Origin of the sequence: Pseudomonas grandcourensis, assembly GCF_039909015.1 — a bacterium.
Lineage (GTDB): Bacteria > Pseudomonadota > Gammaproteobacteria > Pseudomonadales > Pseudomonadaceae > Aquipseudomonas > Aquipseudomonas grandcourensis.
This window is the reverse complement of record NZ_CP150919.1, coordinates 6022325-6040972: the sequence shown is the minus strand read 5'-3', so window position 1 is coordinate 6040972 and position 18648 is coordinate 6022325. Positions and strand designations below refer to the sequence as shown.

The 18648-nt window shown below is 60.6% G+C and carries 20 protein-coding genes; 15 read left to right on the top strand and 5 right to left on the bottom strand.

From position 1 onward, the window contains the following. The first annotated feature begins 147 nt into the window (after window positions 1-147). Genes mpl through AABM52_RS27150 form a run of 3 tightly spaced genes read left to right on the top strand, consistent with a single transcriptional unit; the run spans window position 148 to window position 2403 of the window. Window positions 148-1497 (top strand): UDP-N-acetylmuramate:L-alanyl-gamma-D-glutamyl-meso-diaminopimelate ligase, encoded by a 1350-nt coding sequence (mpl, locus tag AABM52_RS27160; protein ID WP_347909349.1) that lies wholly within the window; start codon window positions 148-150, stop codon window positions 1495-1497. Then, complete coding sequence (gene ubiX / locus AABM52_RS27155) at window positions 1494-2126, top strand: flavin prenyltransferase UbiX (RefSeq protein WP_347909348.1); 633 nt, start codon at window positions 1494-1496, stop codon at window positions 2124-2126. Before mpl ends, ubiX begins: the two co-directional genes overlap by 4 nt. Next, window positions 2119-2403: a YceK/YidQ family lipoprotein gene (locus AABM52_RS27150; protein ID WP_347909347.1), complete on the top strand. Its 285-nt coding sequence runs from the start codon at window positions 2119-2121 to the stop codon at window positions 2401-2403. Before ubiX ends, AABM52_RS27150 begins: the two co-directional genes overlap by 8 nt. Before the next feature lie 55 nt (window positions 2404-2458). Here AABM52_RS27150 and AABM52_RS27145 read toward each other — a convergent pair whose 3' ends face one another. From AABM52_RS27145 to AABM52_RS27135, 3 genes are all read right to left on the bottom strand, one after another. Beyond that, window positions 2459-3100: an oxidoreductase gene (locus tag AABM52_RS27145; RefSeq protein WP_008022905.1), complete on the bottom strand. Its 642-nt coding sequence runs from the start codon at window positions 3098-3100 to the stop codon at window positions 2459-2461. A gap of 27 nt (window positions 3101-3127) precedes the next feature. Further along, window positions 3128-4846, bottom strand: coding sequence for a C13 family peptidase (locus AABM52_RS27140; protein WP_347909346.1), 1719 nt, complete (start codon window positions 4844-4846; stop codon window positions 3128-3130). 114 nt (window positions 4847-4960) lie between these two features. Next, window positions 4961-5416: a MaoC family dehydratase gene (locus tag AABM52_RS27135; protein ID WP_046041672.1), complete on the bottom strand. Its 456-nt coding sequence runs from the start codon at window positions 5414-5416 to the stop codon at window positions 4961-4963. 193 nt (window positions 5417-5609) lie between these two features. Here AABM52_RS27135 and AABM52_RS27130 point away from each other — a divergent pair, with 193 nt between their 5' ends. The 4 genes from AABM52_RS27130 to AABM52_RS27115 all read left to right on the top strand — a co-directional run bounded on the left by AABM52_RS27130 (window position 5610) and on the right by AABM52_RS27115 (window position 7879). Continuing rightward, window positions 5610-5972, top strand: coding sequence for a CidA/LrgA family protein (locus AABM52_RS27130; protein WP_015096984.1), 363 nt, complete (start codon window positions 5610-5612; stop codon window positions 5970-5972). After that, window positions 5969-6685 (top strand): LrgB family protein, encoded by a 717-nt coding sequence (locus tag AABM52_RS27125; RefSeq protein WP_347909344.1) that lies wholly within the window; start codon window positions 5969-5971, stop codon window positions 6683-6685. Before AABM52_RS27130 ends, AABM52_RS27125 begins: the two co-directional genes overlap by 4 nt. A gap of 10 nt (window positions 6686-6695) precedes the next feature. Beyond that, complete coding sequence (locus AABM52_RS27120; RefSeq protein ID WP_347909343.1) at window positions 6696-7286, top strand: LON peptidase substrate-binding domain-containing protein; 591 nt, start codon at window positions 6696-6698, stop codon at window positions 7284-7286. Window positions 7287-7510: 224 nt separating this feature from the next. Further along, window positions 7511-7879: a hypothetical protein gene (locus tag AABM52_RS27115; protein ID WP_347909342.1), complete on the top strand. Its 369-nt coding sequence runs from the start codon at window positions 7511-7513 to the stop codon at window positions 7877-7879. A gap of 193 nt (window positions 7880-8072) precedes the next feature. Here the strand turns inward: AABM52_RS27115 and AABM52_RS27110 are convergent, their stop codons facing one another. Further along, window positions 8073-9389 carry a bifunctional DedA family/phosphatase PAP2 family protein gene (locus AABM52_RS27110; protein WP_347909340.1) on the bottom strand — a complete coding sequence of 439 codons (1317 nt, stop codon included), beginning with the start codon at window positions 9387-9389 and terminating at the stop codon, window positions 8073-8075. A 158-nt stretch (window positions 9390-9547) separates the two neighbouring features. Next, window positions 9548-10246 carry a DNA-3-methyladenine glycosylase gene (locus tag AABM52_RS27105; protein WP_347909339.1) on the bottom strand — a complete coding sequence of 233 codons (699 nt, stop codon included), beginning with the start codon at window positions 10244-10246 and terminating at the stop codon, window positions 9548-9550. A gap of 189 nt (window positions 10247-10435) precedes the next feature. Between AABM52_RS27105 and AABM52_RS27100 the strand changes: the two genes are divergently transcribed. The 8 genes from AABM52_RS27100 (at window position 10436) to AABM52_RS27065 (ending at window position 18522) form a co-directional block, all read left to right on the top strand. Then, window positions 10436-11707, top strand: coding sequence for a glutamate-5-semialdehyde dehydrogenase (locus tag AABM52_RS27100; protein WP_347909338.1), 1272 nt, complete (start codon window positions 10436-10438; stop codon window positions 11705-11707). Window position 11708: 1 nt separating this feature from the next. Then, window positions 11709-12398: a nicotinate-nucleotide adenylyltransferase gene (gene nadD / locus AABM52_RS27095; protein ID WP_160385777.1), complete on the top strand. Its 690-nt coding sequence runs from the start codon at window positions 11709-11711 to the stop codon at window positions 12396-12398. A gap of 73 nt (window positions 12399-12471) precedes the next feature. Then, window positions 12472-12966, top strand: coding sequence for a ribosome silencing factor (rsfS, locus tag AABM52_RS27090; protein WP_347909337.1), 495 nt, complete (start codon window positions 12472-12474; stop codon window positions 12964-12966). A gap of 9 nt (window positions 12967-12975) precedes the next feature. Continuing rightward, a complete protein-coding gene (rlmH, locus tag AABM52_RS27085; protein WP_008052376.1) occupies window positions 12976-13443 on the top strand; it encodes a 23S rRNA (pseudouridine(1915)-N(3))-methyltransferase RlmH in 468 nt (155 codons plus the stop codon). Window positions 13444-13453: 10 nt separating this feature from the next. Then, window positions 13454-15349 (top strand): penicillin-binding protein 2, encoded by a 1896-nt coding sequence (gene mrdA / locus AABM52_RS27080; RefSeq protein ID WP_347909336.1) that lies wholly within the window; start codon window positions 13454-13456, stop codon window positions 15347-15349. A gap of 31 nt (window positions 15350-15380) precedes the next feature. Continuing rightward, entirely contained in the window at window positions 15381-16484 is a 1104-nt protein-coding gene (gene rodA, locus AABM52_RS27075) for a rod shape-determining protein RodA (protein ID WP_347912698.1), read from the top strand. A gap of 17 nt (window positions 16485-16501) precedes the next feature. Then, window positions 16502-17512 (top strand): lytic murein transglycosylase B, encoded by a 1011-nt coding sequence (gene mltB, locus AABM52_RS27070; RefSeq protein ID WP_223542019.1) that lies wholly within the window; start codon window positions 16502-16504, stop codon window positions 17510-17512. Further along, window positions 17512-18522: a septal ring lytic transglycosylase RlpA family protein gene (locus tag AABM52_RS27065; protein WP_347909335.1), complete on the top strand. Its 1011-nt coding sequence runs from the start codon at window positions 17512-17514 to the stop codon at window positions 18520-18522. Before mltB ends, AABM52_RS27065 begins: the two co-directional genes overlap by 1 nt. The last annotated feature ends 126 nt before the right edge of the window (window positions 18523-18648 follow it).

The window sequence follows — 18648 nt, the reverse complement described above, 5'->3', positions numbered from 1 at the left end:
GGCCTTCGCGAGCAGGCTCGCTCCCACAGGGGCTGCGCAGGCCTTGTGGGAGGGAGCCTGCTCGCGAAGGCGTCCTCAAATCTGAAACACAAGGTGCGATTTTTCCTACCCTAAGCTAACCTGCGGCCATGTTTACGAGGTCGACTAATGCACATTCATATTCTTGGTATCTGCGGCACTTTCATGGGGTCAATGGCGGTTCTGGCCAAGGAGCTGGGCCATCACGTGACGGGCTCCGATGCCAACGTCTATCCGCCGATGAGCACTCAGCTGCAAGCCCAGGGCATTGAATTGACCCAAGGCTACGACCCGGCGCAACTCGATCCGGCCCCTGATCTGGTAGTGATCGGCAACGCCATGTCCCGGGGCAACCCGGCTGTGGAGTACGTGCTGAACAAAGGCCTGCCCTACGTCTCCGGCCCGCAATGGCTGGCCGATCATGTGCTGCAAGGTCGCTGGGTACTGGCGGTTGCCGGTACGCACGGCAAGACCACCACCAGCAGCATGCTGGCCTGGGTGCTGGAACACGCGGGCATGGCCCCGGGTTTCCTGATTGGCGGCGTGCCGCAAAACTTCTCGGTGTCGGCGCGCCTGGGCGATACGCCGTTCTTCGTCATCGAAGCCGACGAGTACGACAGCGCGTTCTTCGACAAACGCTCCAAGTTCGTGCACTACCGCCCGCGCACGGCAATCCTGAACAACCTCGAGTTCGATCACGCGGACATCTTCCCGGACCTGCCGGCCATCGAGCGGCAGTTCCATCACTTGGTGCGGACTATCCCGAGCGAAGGCCTGGTGATTCATCCGACCACTGAGCCGGCCTTGCAACGCGTGATCGAGATGGGTTGCTGGACCCCGGTGCAAACCACCGGTGCCGGCGGTCAGTGGCAGGTCAAGCTGCTCAGTGAAGATGGCTCGAAGTTCGAAGTGATGTTCGAAGGCGTCGCCCAGGGTGTGGTCGAGTGGGACATGACGGGCCAGCACAACGTCGCCAATGGCCTGGCGACCCTGGCTGCTGCACGCCACGTCGGTGTGGTGCCGTCCATGGGCATTGCCGCGTTGAGCGCCTTCAAAAGCGTGAAGCGCCGGATGGAAAAAGTCGCGGAAGTGGGTGGCATCACCATTTATGACGACTTCGCTCACCACCCGACTGCCATCGCCACCACGCTGGATGGCCTGCGCAAACGCATCGGCGATGCACCGTTGATCGCGATCATCGAGCCGCGTTCCAACTCCATGAAACTTGGCGCGCACCGTGACGGATTGCCGGAAAGCGTGGTCGATGCCGATCAGGTGATCTGGTACGCGCCGGCCAACCTCGGCTGGGACCTGGCGGGTACTGCGGCGCTGTGCACCGTGCCGTCGATTGTCAGTGATTCCCTTGAGGGCATCATCGAGCGCGTGAAGAGCCAGGCCCAACCCGGCACCCACGTGGTTATCATGAGCAACGGCGGCTTCGGCGGCCTGCACGGCAAACTGGCCGAGGCGCTCAAATGAACAACGGCCCGGACCGCATCACCCTGGCAATGACCGGCGCTTCAGGCGCCCAGTACGGTTTGCGCCTGCTCGACTGCCTGGTGCGGGAAGATCGTGAGGTGCACTTCCTGATTTCCAAGGCCGCACAGTTGGTGATGGCCACCGAAACCGACGTCACGCTGCCGACCAAGCCGCAGATGATGCAGGCGTTCCTTACCGAATACACGGGGGCTGCCGCCGGGCAGATTCGGGTGTACGGCAGGGAAGACTGGATGTCTCCGGTGGCTTCGGGTTCCGGCGCGCCAGCGGCGATGGTGGTGGTGCCGTGCTCCACGGGCACGTTGTCGGCCATCGCTACCGGCGCCTGCAACAACCTGATCGAACGGGCCGCCGACGTGACGCTCAAAGAGCGTCGGCAGTTGATCCTGGTGCCCCGTGAAGCGCCGTATTCGAGCATTCACCTGGAGAACATGCTCAAGTTGTCGAACATGGGCGTGACAATCCTGCCGGCATCTCCGGGCTTCTACCATCAGCCTCAAACCATCGACGACCTGATCGATTTCGTCGTGGCACGGATTCTCAACCTGCTGAATATTCCTCAGGACATGTTGCCGCGCTGGGGCGAGCATCATCTGACCAGCGATGAATAAGCTGCTGGTGATAGTGCTGGCGCTGCAATTGGCCGGGTGTGCCACGGCGCGGACCCTCGATGCGGCCAAGCCGGGGGCGCCGGTGGTTTACTCGGGGACTCGCCTGGATTTGTACGCTATGAATGGTGGGTGCTGCGCCAAGGACCGTTTCGGCGCCGAAGCGCCAAGCTATCCCGGTGTCGACCTGCCGGCGAGTGCGTTGCTCGACACGCTGCTGTTGCCGCTGTCATTGCTGACGGTGATAGGGGTGAGTTTTCAGGCGACGGGCGGATTGTAGGTATCGCGCGGCTCTTGTGGCGAGGGAGCAAGCTCCCTCGCCACAGGTCCGCGGTTTACTTGCCGAGTTTGCGCAGCTCATCCGACTCGACAATCCGCACGCCATCCTGCTCTTCCAGCGCCAGGCGCCACATCGCGCGGGCCAGTTGGCAGGCTTCAATACCATGGTATTTGCCAGGGATCAGCCGAGACAGCGGACCGGCGAACTTCTCGCCCAGTCGCGGTTCAGTGCGATCACCCAGCAACAGCGAAGGGCGGCAAATAGTCAGCTGCGGCCAGTCCTGCGCGCGCAATGCGTACTCCATCTCGCCTTTGACCCGGTTGTAGAAAATCGAGGATCTGCGATCGGCTCCCAGAGCACTGATCACGATCAGGTGCCGTGCGCCCATCTCCCGTGCGCGTTTGGCAAAGGCCACGACCATGTCCAGGTCCACCGCGCGGAACGCCTGTTCCGAGCCTGCCTGTTTGATGGTGGTGCCCAGGCAGCAGTAGGCGATGTCGACGCGGCCGTTCAACTGTGGCAGAAACTCCGCCGGGTCGCCGACCGGGTTTTCAAGGTGCGGGTGCTTGGCCAGAGGCCTGCGTGAGGGGGCCAATACCCGGGTAATCGTTGGCTCGTTAAGCAGGCGATCAAGCAGATGTTCACCGGTCAGCCCGGTGGCTCCGGCAAGCAATACGTGCTGAGGCGTCAAGTACATAGTGTTTCTCCCTTGATACTGTTCAGCTTAGTTGCTGTTTGCATCCTTGCTTTCCATGGACGCACTTTGCAGGGCTTTTCGTGCCTGCTGTTTGCGCAGTAACTGCCAATGCGAGAGCACGGTTTTCGGTGCCCAGATCTGTGGTTCGGACGCTTCGAAACCGTCCGCCAGCTCACGTTCGGCGACAGTGGCCTTGGCCAGTTTGAAGGCTTGTTCCAGGTCATCGGTCTGGTTCAGGGCCTGGGCGAACAGGGCGTCGCCGAAGTAAGTGAAGTTGGCTTCCTCCGAGCAACCGAAGGACACTCGGTCGGCCCGCGAGGCCGTCATGATCAGGGTCCGTTCATCCTTGAGGGCGGGAATGAATCCGCCGGAGTAGCAGGACGAAATCACGATGATCTTGTCGCGGTTTTTCAGGGGGGCGAGAACAGCGGCCAATTCGTCGGCCGGCAGATCGGCCAATTCCATGCGTGGCTGGTCCAGCACCAGCTCGTGTTCGCTGGTGCCGTGGCTGGTCAGGTAGATGAAAATCAGATCTTCCGGACCGCTGCGTTCGGCCAGCGTCAGGGCAGCCCGGCGCAAGTTTTCCCGGGTAGCCATCGGGCGGTCGGCGAGGTGGTCGCGATGGTTCACCAGGCGAATCTGGCCAAAGGTGCCGAAACGGGTGCTGAGCATGTTGGCGACGTAGTCTGATTCGCGCAGAAACACGCTTTGCTTGCCATCGCCACCCAGGGTCAATGAATACAGCTCCACCGCCGGGGTCGAGGGTGGAACGTTGGTCAGCGCCGCGTCGAGCAGGCGTCCCTGGGCCAGCAGGCCGAGCTCAAGGGTGTCGGGCAGTAGTTTGCCCTCGGCGTCGCGTACACGCTGGCCATTGATCCAGGTGCCGCTGAGCACGGTGCCGTCGGTCAACACCAATGTGCCGCGCCCCTGGTAGCTGTCGTTGTCGAACTGGCCGGTGTAAAAGCTGCCATCGGACAGGTTCAGGCGGCCCTGGCCGGAAAAGCGCCAGTCATTGAACTGGCCGATGTAGTGGCTGCCGTCAGTGCCGATCAACTCGCCCTTGCCGTTCAGCGAGCCTTCCTTGAACTGGCCCAGCCAGACATCGCCGTCGGCGTTTTCGTAGCGGCCTTTGCCGTGCAGTTGATTGTTCTTGAAGCCGCCGACATACATGTCGCCGTCGGCGCTGTTGAAAGTCCCGTTGCCTTCCAGCTGGCCGTCGACGAAGTGCCCGGTGAACTGATTGCCGTTGCCGTCGCCGCGCTGTCCTTCGCCATTGGGTTTGCCGTGGGCGAACAGGCCCTGATAGGAGCTGCCGTCTTCGAGTTCGAGGCGACCCAGGCCGGCGTATTGATCGGCCTTGAACTCCCCGCGATAGCTCATGCCATTTTCTTTGAGGGTGCCTTCGCCGTTGCGTCGGCCGGCCTTGAAGCCGCCGCTGTAGCTGCTGGCATTGGTGGTCAGCGCCCCTTGGCCGTCGAACAGTCCCTGATTGAACTGCCCGCGATAGACTTCGCCATTGCTGCCATGCCATTCGCCCTGGCCTTGCCACTGGCCCTTGTCGAACTCGCCGGCGTACCAGCTGCCATTCGGGTAGTCGATACGCCCCTTGCCTTGCAGCAGGCCATTGACCAGGTCACCGCGATAGCGTCCGCCGTCCGGCAGGCGTGCGTCAGGAGGCAATGGCGATTCGCCGTCGCCGCAAGCGGTGAGCATCAGGGTCAAGGCAAGGAGTGCAAGTGGGCGCATAGCGGATTCCGGGCAATTAGGCGAGGGAGTATGCCGCAGCTATGTGACCTTATACAGGGCGAGGTGCCGCCAGATGGCGCGAAACAGCATGAGCTGCTTCGCATCCGGGACGGTTTATACGAAGCACAGGGACAGGGGTTCGGCGATGTACGCCGGTTTGTCCGAACCTTCGATTTCCAGGGTGGTGGTGGCCTTGAGTAGCCACTGGCCGGGTTTCTTCTCGATGACTTCGGTCAGGTCGACCTTCAGGCGCACTTTCGAGTTGACCTTGACCGGCTGGATGAAGCGCACGCTGTCGAGGCCGTAGTTGACCACCATCTTCAAGCCTTCGGGCATGACGAGGATGTCTTCCATCAGTTTCGGGATCAGCGACAGCGACAGGAAGCCGTGAGCGATGGTGCTGCCAAATGGCGTTTGCGCGGCCTTGACCGGGTCGACGTGGATGAACTGAAAATCCCCTGTGGCTTCGGCGAACAGGTTGATGCGGTCCTGATCGATGGTGAGCCATTCGGAACGTCCAAGTTCCTTGCCGACATAATCTTTGAGCTCTGCAACTGGAACATAGGGCATTGAGACTCTCCTTGGGTTCATCGGTTTTATGGTTTTGGCTTGCGGGGATCTGACCTCCCGGCTTACCACTTTAGATCAACATGACCAAACGCTCCGGTCAACTGACCATGCTTTTGGCGAATGCCGGTCTATAGCGCGAGCATGCTTATAATGCCCGGCCAATGCGGGTGACGGATTTTGCGGGAGAACTTTGATGTTGTTACGGGGCCTGACGTGGCTGGTGCTGTTCCAATTGCTCGGCACTGCGATCAATCATTTGTTCTTGCCGGTGCTGCCGGGGCCGATTGTGGGGTTGCTGCTGTTACTGGTGTACCTCATCTGTCGCGGACAGGTCGGCGAGCCGCTGAACCTGGCGGCCGGCAGCCTGCTGCGCTACCTGCCGCTGTTGCTGGTGCCGCCGGCCGTGGGCGTGATGGTCTACGCCGCTGACATCGCGGCTGACTTCTGGGCCATTGTCGGTGCACTGGTGTTGTCGCTGCTGCTTTCGATGGCCTTCGCCGGGGTGCTGATGCAGCGCATGGTCAAGCGTCACGCTCACTCCGAGGACAACCAATGATCTTCGACTGGCACGGCGCCTGGACGTCGGTGATTCATCATCCCTTGTTTGGTATCGGCATTACCCTTGGCGCCTATCAACTCGTCCTGGCGGCATTCGAGAAAACCCGATGGATCTTTTTGCAGCCGGTGTTGGTCTCCATGTTGCTGGTGATCGGCGTGCTGGTGGGCTGCGGCCTGACCTACGCCGAGTACCGCAAGAGCACCGAGATCCTGAGCATCCTGCTCGGCCCGGCCACTGTCGCGCTGGCGGTGCCGCTTTATCTCAACCTGCGACGGATTCGGCAGTTGTTCTGGCCGATATTTACTACGCTGGTGATAGGCGGGGTGGTGGCCACGGGGATGGGCGTGTTGCTGGGCTGGTCGTTTGGTGCCGAGCACATGATCCTGATGACCATGGCACCGAAATCGGTGACCTCGCCTATCGCCATGTTGGTGGCTGAGCAGATCGGTGGTGTCGCGGCGCTGGCAGCGGTGTTCGTCTTGATTACCGGTGTGATCGGCGCGATTTTCGGCCCGGCGTTGTTGACCCGTCTCGGCGTGCACAGTCCGGAAGCCAGGGGCATGGCGCTGGGAATGACGGCCCACGCGGTCGGCACGTCGGTGGCGTTGCAGGAAAGTGAAGAGTGCGGCGCCTTCGCGGCGCTGGCGATGAGCCTGATGGGTGTGGCCACGGCGGTGTTCCTGCCGTTGGCGGTGTCGATGGTGGTGTAAGGAAATGTCTATGAGTCTGCCGCTTTTTCCGCTCAATACAGTGCTGTTTCCAGGCTGCATCCTCGACTTGCAGATCTTCGAAGCGCGCTATCTGGACATGATCGGCCGCTGCATGAAGCAGGGCGGCGGCTTCGGCGTGGTGTGCATCCTCGATGGCGAGGAAGTCGGGATTGCCCCGGCGGGTTACGCCCTGGTCGGGTGCGAGGCGCTGATCACCGATTTCAAACAGCAGGACAACGGCCTGCTGGGGATTCGGGTTCAGGGCGGGCGGCGTTTCCACGTGTTGCGAACGGAAGTCCAGCGCGATCAGTTGACCGTCGCCGAAGTCGAGTGGCTGGAAGACGAACCCGAGCAGCCACTGCAGGATGAGGACGCCGACCTGGTGGCCTTGCTCAAGGCCCTGGCGGAACACCCGATGGTTGAAGCCTTGAACATGGGCACCGAAGCGACCGGCCAGCAGTCACTGGCCAATCAGTTGGCGTATCTGTTGCCTTTCGCTGAACTGGACAAGATCGACCTGCTGCAACTCGACGATCCGCAGCAACGACTGGATGCGATTCAGGCGTTGCTGGATGAGTTGCAGGGGGAGTTGTTTACCTGATTAGTAAACGCAAACCGTAGAGTGTTCGGCCTGGTGTCGTTGGTTGGTTGAGGTTTCAAGTTATAAGTTTGTTATTTATGGTTGTTGTGGTCGGTTTGTCTGGTTGGTCTTCGTATTGATTTTTAATAAGTGTAGAGAGTGGATTGTCTTGATCTGAAAAGTTTGAGTGGTTATATTTTATATGCCTGCATGAAGCGGGTATTGCAAATATAAAGGATTATTTAATGAGAAATTTAAGTGGCGATGAGCGTGCGTTGTGGGGGGTGTGTTTTTCCCGGATCATGGTCCGGTATGTTTTTGCAAAAACACCGCAGGCCGAAGTCGAGTTTGCGGCGGACTCGGCTGCGAATGCGGCCAATGCGTTGATTCTGGTGCGGCGCTCGGGTTTGAATGCCGGCCGCGATAGTTTTGAGCAACGACTCTGGGATGATTATGTGGGGGAGGCGATGATCAAGTTCTCTACGGAAGTTCGTTGGAAGTTGGAAGACTATGTCGTCATCGCTGGTCAGGTTGCCAAACATGCCGATACAGCCATTGCGAAATATCGTGGTGTTGATGACGCGAATTTGCCAAGCTTTCCGTTTGGGGGGTGAGATTTAATATAAGTCATCAGGAGTCGTTGTTGTTTAGTGTGGAGGCGGTTATTAGTTGACCTGCAGTGATTGGGTGAATCGCCGAAAAGTTGTTTGCCTGGCATTTTTGGAAAGTCGCAGCCTTTGATTGCTCCTGCAGGGCCACCCCCCCTTTCATGTAGGCGCGATTGAAGGCTGCGATCTTCTGCTTTATCTAGTACGCATACCGCAACATCGTATGGGGCAAATGCCGCAACACGAAGAAACCGAACAATGCCACCAAGGCAGGGAGCACCAGCCACCAGACCTTGGGAGGCAAGGCGTTGAGCGGTTCATTGCGCTGGATCAGCCACAGGCTCGCCGCGCAGACGCACGCCGCAAGCATTGCGCCGGCCAATACATCCGTCGGCCAATGCGCTCCGAGGTAAACCCGCGAAAGCGCAATCGCCATTGCGGGCAGGCAGCCCACCAATAACCAGGTCAGACGCATCCGTGGCGGTTGTCCACGGCCGGCCAGTACGGCGAGGGTCAGGAACAGCGCAAAAGAGCCAGACGCGTGGCCACTGGGCATGCTGTAGCTGGTCAGTGGGTCACTCAGCACTTCAGGGCGCACTCGGGCAAAGAAGTATTTGGTCGCGGTGTTCGCCAATGCCGTGCAGAGCAGGGTGCTTCCGGTGAAGATCGCAGGGCGCCATTGGCGCATCAGCAGCAGCAAACCTGTCAGCAGTACGCTGAACAACAGCATGTTGCGGAATTCACCGATCAGTGTGAAAACCACCGCCACCTCATCGAGCATTGGATTGCGATGCTCCTGCACCAGGGTCATCAGCCCTTGATCGAGGGCGCCAAGGTGCGGATAGCCGATGAACAATCCCGTCAGAATGAGAAAGCTCATGCCAGCGATCAACGCTGTAGCCCTGCGATGCTGGCGCAAGCTGCTGGTGGCGCTCAACCCCACCATGACCGCAATGCTGCCGGCAACGATCCCGGCCTGAGTCCAGAAACCTTCAGGCAACGGCAGGCGAATGGCTGCGCCGGTAGCCCAGCCTGGCAGCAGATAAGCCACCGACCAGCCGGCACCGGCCAGCAGGCTGACGGCGATGAAGCGTGGGAAGGGCATGTCGCACATGCCGGCGACCATGGGCAGCATCGGCCGCAATGGCCCGATAAAACGCCCGACCAGCAGGCTGGCGGTGCCATACCTCTGGAAATAGGCCTCGGCCCCGGCAATCCATTCCGGGTGATGGCGCAAACCGGGCAGGCGCCGGATGTTCTGATGAAAATGCCGTCCAAGGAAATACGAAACCACGTCACCCAACACACCGGCAAGGAAGCCCAGAAGCAAGGTTTCACTCAGCGGCAACGCACCGCTGCCTGCCAGTACCGCCACGGCGAACAGCAACACCGTGCCGGGAACGATCAGCCCGGCAATCGCCAGACATTCCACAAAGGCCACGATGAATACCGCTGCTGCCAGCCATTGCGGGTTGACCGCCAGCCATCCGGTCACGCTATCGAGCCATGGGCCCATAAAAACCACTCCATCAAATGTTCAATTTTCTACTTGTAGGAGCGAGCCTGCTCGCGATAGCGCACTTTGAGTCAGCAGTGTTGTTGATTGTGCTGACCTCATCGCGAGCAGGCTCGCTCCCACAGGGGATTCCTTCAGTTTCAAAATCCGGATCGATTTCAGGGCAGCACAAAATAATCGCGACCTTCGACCTGGCCTCGTCGTAGCGGGTTGCGCGTGCAGTAAGCCGCGTAGGCAGCATCGACAAAGCGATACATCAGGTGTTCATCGCGCCCGTGGGGGATGCCCAGGCGTGTAGTCTGGATGATGTGTGCGGGCGTCTGCCCAACGTGCTCTACCAGCAGCACTTCATGATCGAAGCGTTTGGCGTCCCACACCGGTACTTTCAGGCCCAGTGCCTTGCACAGCAGGGTTTGCCCGGCGCAGAGCTTTTGTGACGGGCGAGGGCGGCCCTGGGCATCGGGATTGTTCAATAGCATCTGTGCCAGGCTGCCCGGCCCGCTCAATTGATCGACCCACGGGTAGGCGGACTTGATCAGCACGGCGTTACCCGGCCCCTGGGCACTGAAGTTCAGTGAATCGCCGCCCCGGGCGTAATACATATAGATGTGGCCGCCATCCAGAAACAAAGCCTTACGCTTTTCTGTGTAGCCGAGGGACGCGTGGCTACCCTTTTCTGCACAGTAATAGGCTTCGGTTTCGATGATCCGGGCGCTGAGCCACAGGTCGCCAACCCGATGGCGAATGACTTTGCCCAGTAAATCCCGGGCCAGAATTTGCGCGTCACGGTCGAAAAACGCGTCCGGGAGGCCCGTGGGCAGGCTCACAGCGGACGCTCGAACAGTCAGGTTGGACATGATGACCGGCATTTGTCAGGGCTGAATGAGTCGTGATGATAACAATTTGCAGCTTAATCCCGGCTGAACATCGGCAAATTGCCCTCCATTTCGACCATCCGCCCGTCACCGCTGTTAGTCAGTGGGCGCGACAGCTATAATCTGTCGCTTTACTCTTTACCAAGACCTAATCAAAGACCACGCCAGACCATGACTGAGTCCGTTCTTGACTACATGACCCGCCTGGGTCGCGCTGCCCGCGAAGCTTCCCGCGTGATCGGCCGTGCCAGTACCGCGCAGAAAAACCGCGCCCTGCAGGCCGCCGCCAATGCGCTGGACGCTGCCCGCGCCGAGCTGACGGCGGCCAATGAACAGGATTTGGCCGCCGGTCGCGCCAATGGTCTTGAGCCGGCCCTGCTCGAACGTCTGGCGCTGACCCCGGCGCGTATCGACGGCATGATCGTCGGCCTGCGTCAGGTTGCAGCCCTGCCGGACCCGGTCGGCGCGATCCGCGACATGAGCTTCCGTCCGTCCGGTATTCAGGTCGGCAAGATGCGCGTGCCATTGGGCGTTATCGGAATCATCTACGAGTCGCGGCCGAACGTGACCATCGATGCCGCGAGCCTGTGCCTGAAATCCGGTAACGCGACCATCCTGCGTGGCGGTTCCGAGGCGATTCATTCCAATCGCGCCATCGCCGCTTGCATTCAGCGTGGCCTGGCCGAGGCCGATCTGCCTGCTGCGGTGGTGCAAGTGGTCGAAACCACGGACCGCGCTGCCGTCGGCGCGCTGATCACCATGCCTGAGTACGTCGATGTCATCGTACCGCGCGGCGGCCGTGGCCTGATCGAGCGCGTGAGCCGTGACGCCCGCGTCCCGGTGATCAAGCACCTGGACGGCATCTGCCACGTTTACGTGAGTGAGCACGCCGACCTGGCCAAGGCCCAGCGCATCGCGTTCAATGCCAAGACTTACCGTTATGGCATCTGCGGTGCCATGGAAACGCTGCTGGTCGATCAAACCGTCGCCAAGGATTTCCTGCCGGCGATGGCGGCCCAGTTCCGTGAAAAAGGCGTCGAACTGCGCGGTTGCGAGCGCACCCGGGCGATCATCGATGCCGTGCCGGCCACCGAGGAAGACTGGAACACCGAGTATCTGGCGGCGATTCTGTCGATCCGCGTGGTCGACGGACTGGAACAGGCCATCGAGCACATCAATCATTACGGCTCCCACCACACCGATTCGATTGTCAGCGAACACCAGGGCGACACCCGGCGTTTCGTGGCTGAAGTCGACTCCTCGTCGGTGATGATCAACACCCCGACATGCTTCGCCGATGGTTTCGAATACGGATTGGGTGCCGAGATCGGCATTTCTACTGATAAGCTGCACGCCCGCGGCCCGGTGGGCCTCGAAGGACTGACCTGCGAGAAGTACATCGTGGTCGGCGACGGGCAGCTGCGCGGACAGGAGCCGGTCTGACTTGGGCGACTTCGACCCGTCAGCACCGGTCACCGTCAGCGAGCCAGCCCCTCGCCGCATTGGCGTGCTGGGCGGAACGTTCGACCCGGTGCACATCGGCCACTTGCGCGGTGCACTGGAAGTCGCCGAAACCCTGGCGCTCGATGAGTTGCGTCTGACACCCAGTGCCAGGCCGCCCCATCGGGACACGCCGCAGGTGTCGGCAAAAGACCGTCTGGCGATGGTCGAGTGCGCGGTGGCCGGTGTGGCACCGTTGGTGGTGGACGCCCGCGAATTGCAGCGGGACAAACCGTCCTACACCATCGATACCCTGGAACTGATGCGCGCCGAACTGGCCGCGGATGACCAGGTTTTTCTGCTTTTGGGCTGGGACGCTTTTTGCGGCCTGCCCACTTGGCACCGCTGGGAAGAGTTGCTCCAGCATTGCCATATCCTGGTGTTGCAACGCCCGGATGCCGACAGCGAACCGCCGGATGCCTTGCGCAACCTGCTGGCAGCGCGCTCGGTGAGCGACCCGCTGGCCCTCAAAGGGCCGAGCGGACAGATTGCATTCGTCTGGCAGACACCGCTCGCGGTATCCGCCACCCAGATCCGTCAACTGCTGGCCAGCGGTAAGTCGGTACGTTTCCTGGTGCCCGACGCGGTCCTGGCCTACATCGATGCGCACGGGCTCTACCGTGCGTCGAACTGAATGGGAGTGCCTCAAGGCACGTGGCAACAACGTGTATTGAAGCGCCCGAACAAACGAGCAAAACGAGTTTTATATGACGAGCAACAACGAAAGCAAAGTAAAACGCAAAGGCACATTCAAGAGTGCCCCGCTGCCGGAAAAGGTCCTCGCCGCCGAGCCGCCTAAAGGCGACGATCTGGTCAAGATCGCCGTAGCCGCCCTGGAAGACGTCAAGGCCCAGGACGTGCTGGTGATTGATGTTCGCGACAAGCAGAGCATCACTGACTACATGATCATCGCTACCGGTACCTCCAACCGCCAGATCGGCGCGATGCTGGACAAGGTTCGCGAGGCCGTCAAAGCCCTGGGTATCAAGCCGCTGGGTGAAGAAGGCAAGGGCGACAGCGACTGGGTGCTGTTGGACATGGACGACGTGATCGTCCACATGATGACTTCCAACGCCCGTCAGTTCTACGACCTGGAGCGCCTGTGGAAAGGTGCCGAGCAGAGCCGTGCAGCCGATGGCAAGCACCACAGCCCTGAAGTGGGTCACGAGCATTTCAACAAGCTCAACAAAGACCAGGAATAAGGGACCGCTGTGCGACTGCGACTGATCGCCGTCGGTTCACGCATGCCCAAATGGGTGGAAGAAGGCTGGCATGAATATGCCAAGCGTCTTCCGTCCGAGCTGGCGCTGGAACTGGTGGAAATACCGCTCAATACCCGTGGCAAGAACGCCGACGTGGCCCGTTTCATCCGCCAGGAAGGCGAAGCCATGCTGGCCAAGGTCGGGCCGAACGAGCGGATTGTCACTCTCGAAGTCCATGGCAAGCCCTGGAGCACCGAGCAACTGGCGGTCGAGCTCGATCGCTGGCGGCTGGACTCGCGTACGGTCAACTTCATGGTCGGCGGCCCCGAAGGGTTGGCGCCGGAAGTCTGTGCCCGGGCTGACCAGCGTTGGTCGTTGTCGCCGCTGACCTTGCCGCACCCGCTGGTGCGGATCCTGATCGGCGAACAGATGTACCGTGCCTGGACCGTGCTGTCCGGTCACCCTTACCACAAGTAGTTCTGCCCTCATGTCCCAGCCGATCCGCATCAAGGACCACGAAAAAGACGCCCGTCTGGTGCGTGGCCGCGTCGTGTTCGGGGCAATTGCGGTGGTAACGCTGATTGGCGTACTGATCGCGCGCCTGTATTTCCTGCAGGTGATCCAGTACGAGTATCACTCGACCCTGTCGGAAAACAACCGCGTCCACGTGCAGCCGATTCCGCCGACCCGTGGCTTGATCTTCGACCGCAACGGCGTGGTGATTGCCGATAACCGGCCGAGTTTCAGCCTGAGCATGACCCGCGAGCGGTCCGGCGACTGGCAGCAAGTGCTCGACGTGATCGTCGAAGTGCTGGAACTGACGCCCGAGGACCGGGTGATCTTCGAGAAGCGCATGCGTCAGGGGCGCCGGCCATTCGAGCCGGTGCCGATCCTGTTCGAGCTGACTGAAGAGCAGATCGCGCGAATTGCCGTGAACCAGTTCCGCCTGCCCGGGGTGGAAGTGGTCGCGCAACTGGTTCGTCACTATCCCCAGGGCGCGCATTTTGCGCACTCGGTGGGCTACATGGGGCGGATCAACGAGAAAGAGCTCAAGACTCTGGACCCGGTCAGTTATAGCGGCACCCATCAAATCGGTAAAACCGGCATCGAGCGCTTCTATGAGCCGGAGCTGCATGGTCAGGTGGGTTACGAGGAGGTCGAGACCAACGCTCGGGGCCGTGTATTGCGGGTGCTCAAGCGCACCGAACCGGTTTCCGGCAAAGACATCGTCCTGAGCCTGGACATCAAATTGCAGGAAGCCGCCGAAGCCGCGCTCGGCGGTCGTCGTGGTGCGGTGGTGGCCCTGAACCCGAAAACCGGCGAGGTGCTGGCGATGGTCAGTCAGCCGAGCTTCGATCCGAACCTGTTCGTCACCGGCATCAGCTCCAAGGCCTATGCCGAACTGCGCGACTCCATCGACCGGCCGCTGTTCAACCGCGTACTGCGCGGTCTGTATCCGCCGGGTTCGACCATCAAGCCTGCTGTGGCGATTGCCGGTCTGGATTCGGGCGTGGTGACTGCCTCGACCCGGGTGTTCGACCCCGGTTACTACATGTTGCCCAACTACGATCACAAGTACCGCAACTGGAACCGCACCGGTGATGGTTTTGTCGACCTCGACACGGCGATCATGCGTTCCAACGACACCTACTTCTATGACCTGGCCCACAAGCTGGGGATCGATCGGTTGTCGTCGTACCTGTCCAAGTTCGGTATCGGTCAGAAGGTTTCCCTGGACATGTTCGAGGAGTCGCCGGGTCTGATGCCGACCCGCGAATGGAAGCGCGCGACCCGCCGCCAGGCATGGTTCCCGGGTGAAACGCTGATTCTCGGGATCGGTCAGGGCTACATGCAGTCGACCCCGTTGCAGCTGGCCCAGGCCACCGCGCTGGTGGCCAACAAAGGCATCTGGAACCGTCCGCACCTGGCCAAGACCATCGAAGGCGAGAAACCGGTGGATCAGAACCCGATGCCGGACATCATCCTGCGCGACCCGTCTGACTGGACCAAGGTCAACCACGGCATGCAGCAGGTGATGCACGGCGCCCGCGGTACGGCACGCAAGGCTTCGATCGGTGCGCAGTACCGCATCGCCGGCAAGAGTGGTACGGCCCAAGTGGTCGCGATCAAGCAGGGTGAGAAGTACGACCGCTCCAAGGTTCAGGAACGCCATCGCGACCACGCCTTGTTCGTGGGCTTCGCCCCGGCGGACGATCCGCAGATCGTGGTGTCGGTGATGGTCGAGAACGGTGAGTCCGGCTCCGGCGTCGCCGCGCCAGTGGTGCGTCAGATCATGGACGCCTGGTTGCTCGACCAGGACGGTCACCTCAAAGCCGAATACGCCAGTCCTACTAGCGCGGAGGCCACGGCCCGTGATGAATAATTTTGATCGCATGCTCTCCAGTGAGGATGTGATGCGTCGTCGCGCGACGCTGCTGCAACGCATGCACATCGATGGCGTGCTGCTGATTTTGCTGTTGACCCTGGCCGCCGGCAGTCTGTTCGTACTGTATTCGGCCAGTGGCAAGAGCTGGGACCTGCTGGCCAAGCAGGCCACTTCGTTCGGCATCGGTCTGGTCTCGATGATCGTCATCGCTCAGTTCGAGCCGCGCTTCATGGCTCGTTGGGTGCCGGTCGGGTATGTGATCGGTGTGATGTTGCTGGTGGTGGTGGATGTCATGGGCCACAACGCCATGGGCGCCACTCGCTGGATCAATATCCCCGGTGTCGTGCGCTTCCAGCCCTCGGAGTTCATGAAAATCCTGATGCCGGCAACCATCGCCTGGTATCTGTCCAAACGCACATTGCCACCGCAGCTCAAGCATGTGGGCATCAGCCTGATGCTGATCGGCGTGCCGTTCATTCTGATCGTGCGCCAACCGGACCTCGGCACTTCGCTGCTGATCCTGGCCGGCGGCGCTTTCGTGCTGTTCATGGGTGGCTTGCGCTGGCGCTGGATCCTCAGTGTGCTGGCCGCCGCGGTTCCGGTGGCGATTGCCATGTGGTTCTTCATCATGCACGACTACCAGAAGCAGCGGATCCTGACGTTCCTCGACCCGGAGAGCGATCCGCTCGGCACCGGCTGGAACATCATCCAGTCCAAGGCCGCCATCGGCTCCGGCGGTGTGTTCGGCAAGGGTTGGTTGCTGGGCACTCAGTCGCACCTGGACTTCCTGCCGGAAAGCCATACCGACTTCATCATTGCGGTAATGGGTGAAGAGTTCGGCCTGGTGGGGATCTGCGCGCTGTTGCTGATCTACCTGCTGTTGATCGGCCGCGGCCTGGTGATTACCGCCCAGGCGCAGACATTGTTCGGCAAGTTGCTCGCGGGCAGCCTGACCATGACGTTTTTTGTTTATGTTTTCGTCAACATCGGTATGGTCAGTGGCCTGTTGCCGGTGGTGGGGGTGCCGTTGCCGTTCATTAGCTACGGAGGAACTTCGCTGGTGACGCTACTGTCAGCGTTTGGGGTTTTGATGTCGATCCATACCCATCGCAAGTGGATCGCGCAGGTTTGAATAAGGTGAAATTTTCAATGCAAGTAATGCGTGGCTGGGCGACTCGATACGCGCCATGGGTCGGCCTGGTAAGCATCCTTGGCACCATGCAGGAAGCGTTGGCCGGCGACTACGAAGGTTCACCCCAGGTGGCCGAGTTCGTCGGTGAAATGACCCGCGACTACGGTTTCGCCGGCGAACAATTGATGGGCGTGTTCCGCGAAGCCGAGCGCAAGCAGTCGATTCTGGACGCCATCTCGAAGCCCGCCGAACGGGTCAAGCAGTGGAGCGAATATCGCCCGATGTTCATAACCGATGCGCGCATCGCCCGGGGTGTGGATTTCTGGCGTCAGCACGAAGCGGTGCTGGCCCGTGCCGAGCAGGAATACGGCGTGCCGGCCCAGGTGATTGTCTCGATCATCGGCGTTGAAACCTTTTTCGGCCGTAATACCGGAAATTTCCGGGTGATCGATGCCTTGTCGACCCTGGGTTTCGACTATCCTCCCCGTGCCGAGTTTTTCCGCAAGGAGTTGCGTGAGTTCCTGCTGCTGGCCCGCGAAGAGCAGGTCGATCCGTTGACGCTCAAGGGCTCCTACGCCGGTGCAATGGGATTGCCGCAATTCATGCCGAGCAGTTTCCGCGCCTATGCGGTGGATTTCGACGGTGATGGCCATATCAACATCTGGACCAACCCGGACGATGCCATTGGCAGTGTCGCCAGTTACTTCAAGCGTCATGGCTGGGTTGCAGGCGAACCGGTGGTCAGCCGCGCCGATGTCCGTGGCGATCAGGTCGACGAAGGTTTGACCACAGGAATCGAACCGACGAAAACCGTCGGGGAGTTGCGAGCCCTGGGGTGGTCAAGTCATGATGCGCTGCGCGATGATATGCCGGTTACTGCGTTCCGCCTGGAAGGCGACAATGGCCCCGAGTACTGGATGGGCCTGAAGAATTTTTACGCGATCACGCGATATAACCGCAGCGTGATGTACGCCATGGCCGTACATCAACTGTCTGAACAGCTGGTCCAAGCACGGGGCGTCAAGTAATGCGGGCATTGCCTATCAATAAACCCCTGAAGCTGATGGCATTCGCCGCGCTGGCAGTGCTGGTCGCCAGTTGTTCGACCAGTCGCGCGCCGGCCCAGAAGACCAGCAGCACCGCCGTGCGCACGACGCCGGGGCTGGACATCAACCGCGCCCACAAGGATGGCGCGCCATGGTGGGATGTCGACGTTTCGCGTATCCCGGACGCCACGCCGACCCTGCACACCGGCCCGTACAAGGCCAACCCGTACACCGTGCTGGGCAAGACCTACTTCCCGTTGCAAGAGTCCAAGACCTACGTGCAGTCGGGTACGGCGTCCTGGTACGGCACCAAGTTCCACGGCCAGAACACCGCCAACGGCGAAGTGTATGACCTGTACGGCATGAGTGCCGCGCACAAGACATTGCCACTGCCAAGTTACGTCCGGGTGACCAACCTGGACAACAACAAGAGCGTGATCCTGCGAGTCAATGACCGCGGTCCGTTCTACTCGGACCGGATCATCGACTTGTCCTACGCTGCCGCCAAGAAACTCGGTTACGCCGAAACCGGCACCGCGCGGGTCAAGGTTGAAGGCATCGACCCGCAGCAATGGTGGGCCGCCAAGGGCCGTCCGGCACCATTAATGCTCAACGAACCGAAAGTCGCGCAGAATAGCGCCCCGGTGATCACGGCTTCGGCCGGCACCGTCGAACAATGGACGCCTCCGCCGCAGCAACACGCCGCCGCGGTGGTGCCTGTGCAGCTTGATGCAAAAAAAAACGCTTCTGTACCAGCCTCTGGCCAGTATCTGCAGGTGGGCGCGTTCGCCAACCCGGACGCTGCAGAACTCCTGAGATCGAAGCTCAGCGGGATGGTGAGCGCTCCGGTGTTCATCAGCTCGATCGTGCGCAATCAGCAGACCCTGCATCGGGTTCGCCTGGGCCCGATTGGATCGCCGGGTGAAATCCAGCAGGTGCAGAACAGTGTGCGCTTGGCCAATCTCGGTTCGCCGAGTGTTGTGACCGAGTAAGCCACGAAGTAATACGTAGAGCTTGATTGACGGTTCGTCTGCGGTATTGGGGGGCGAACCAGGTTGTTGACTCGTTGAAGAACAAAAGCCCGGCAAGGGTGACTGAGTGAGCAACTGAACACGCGA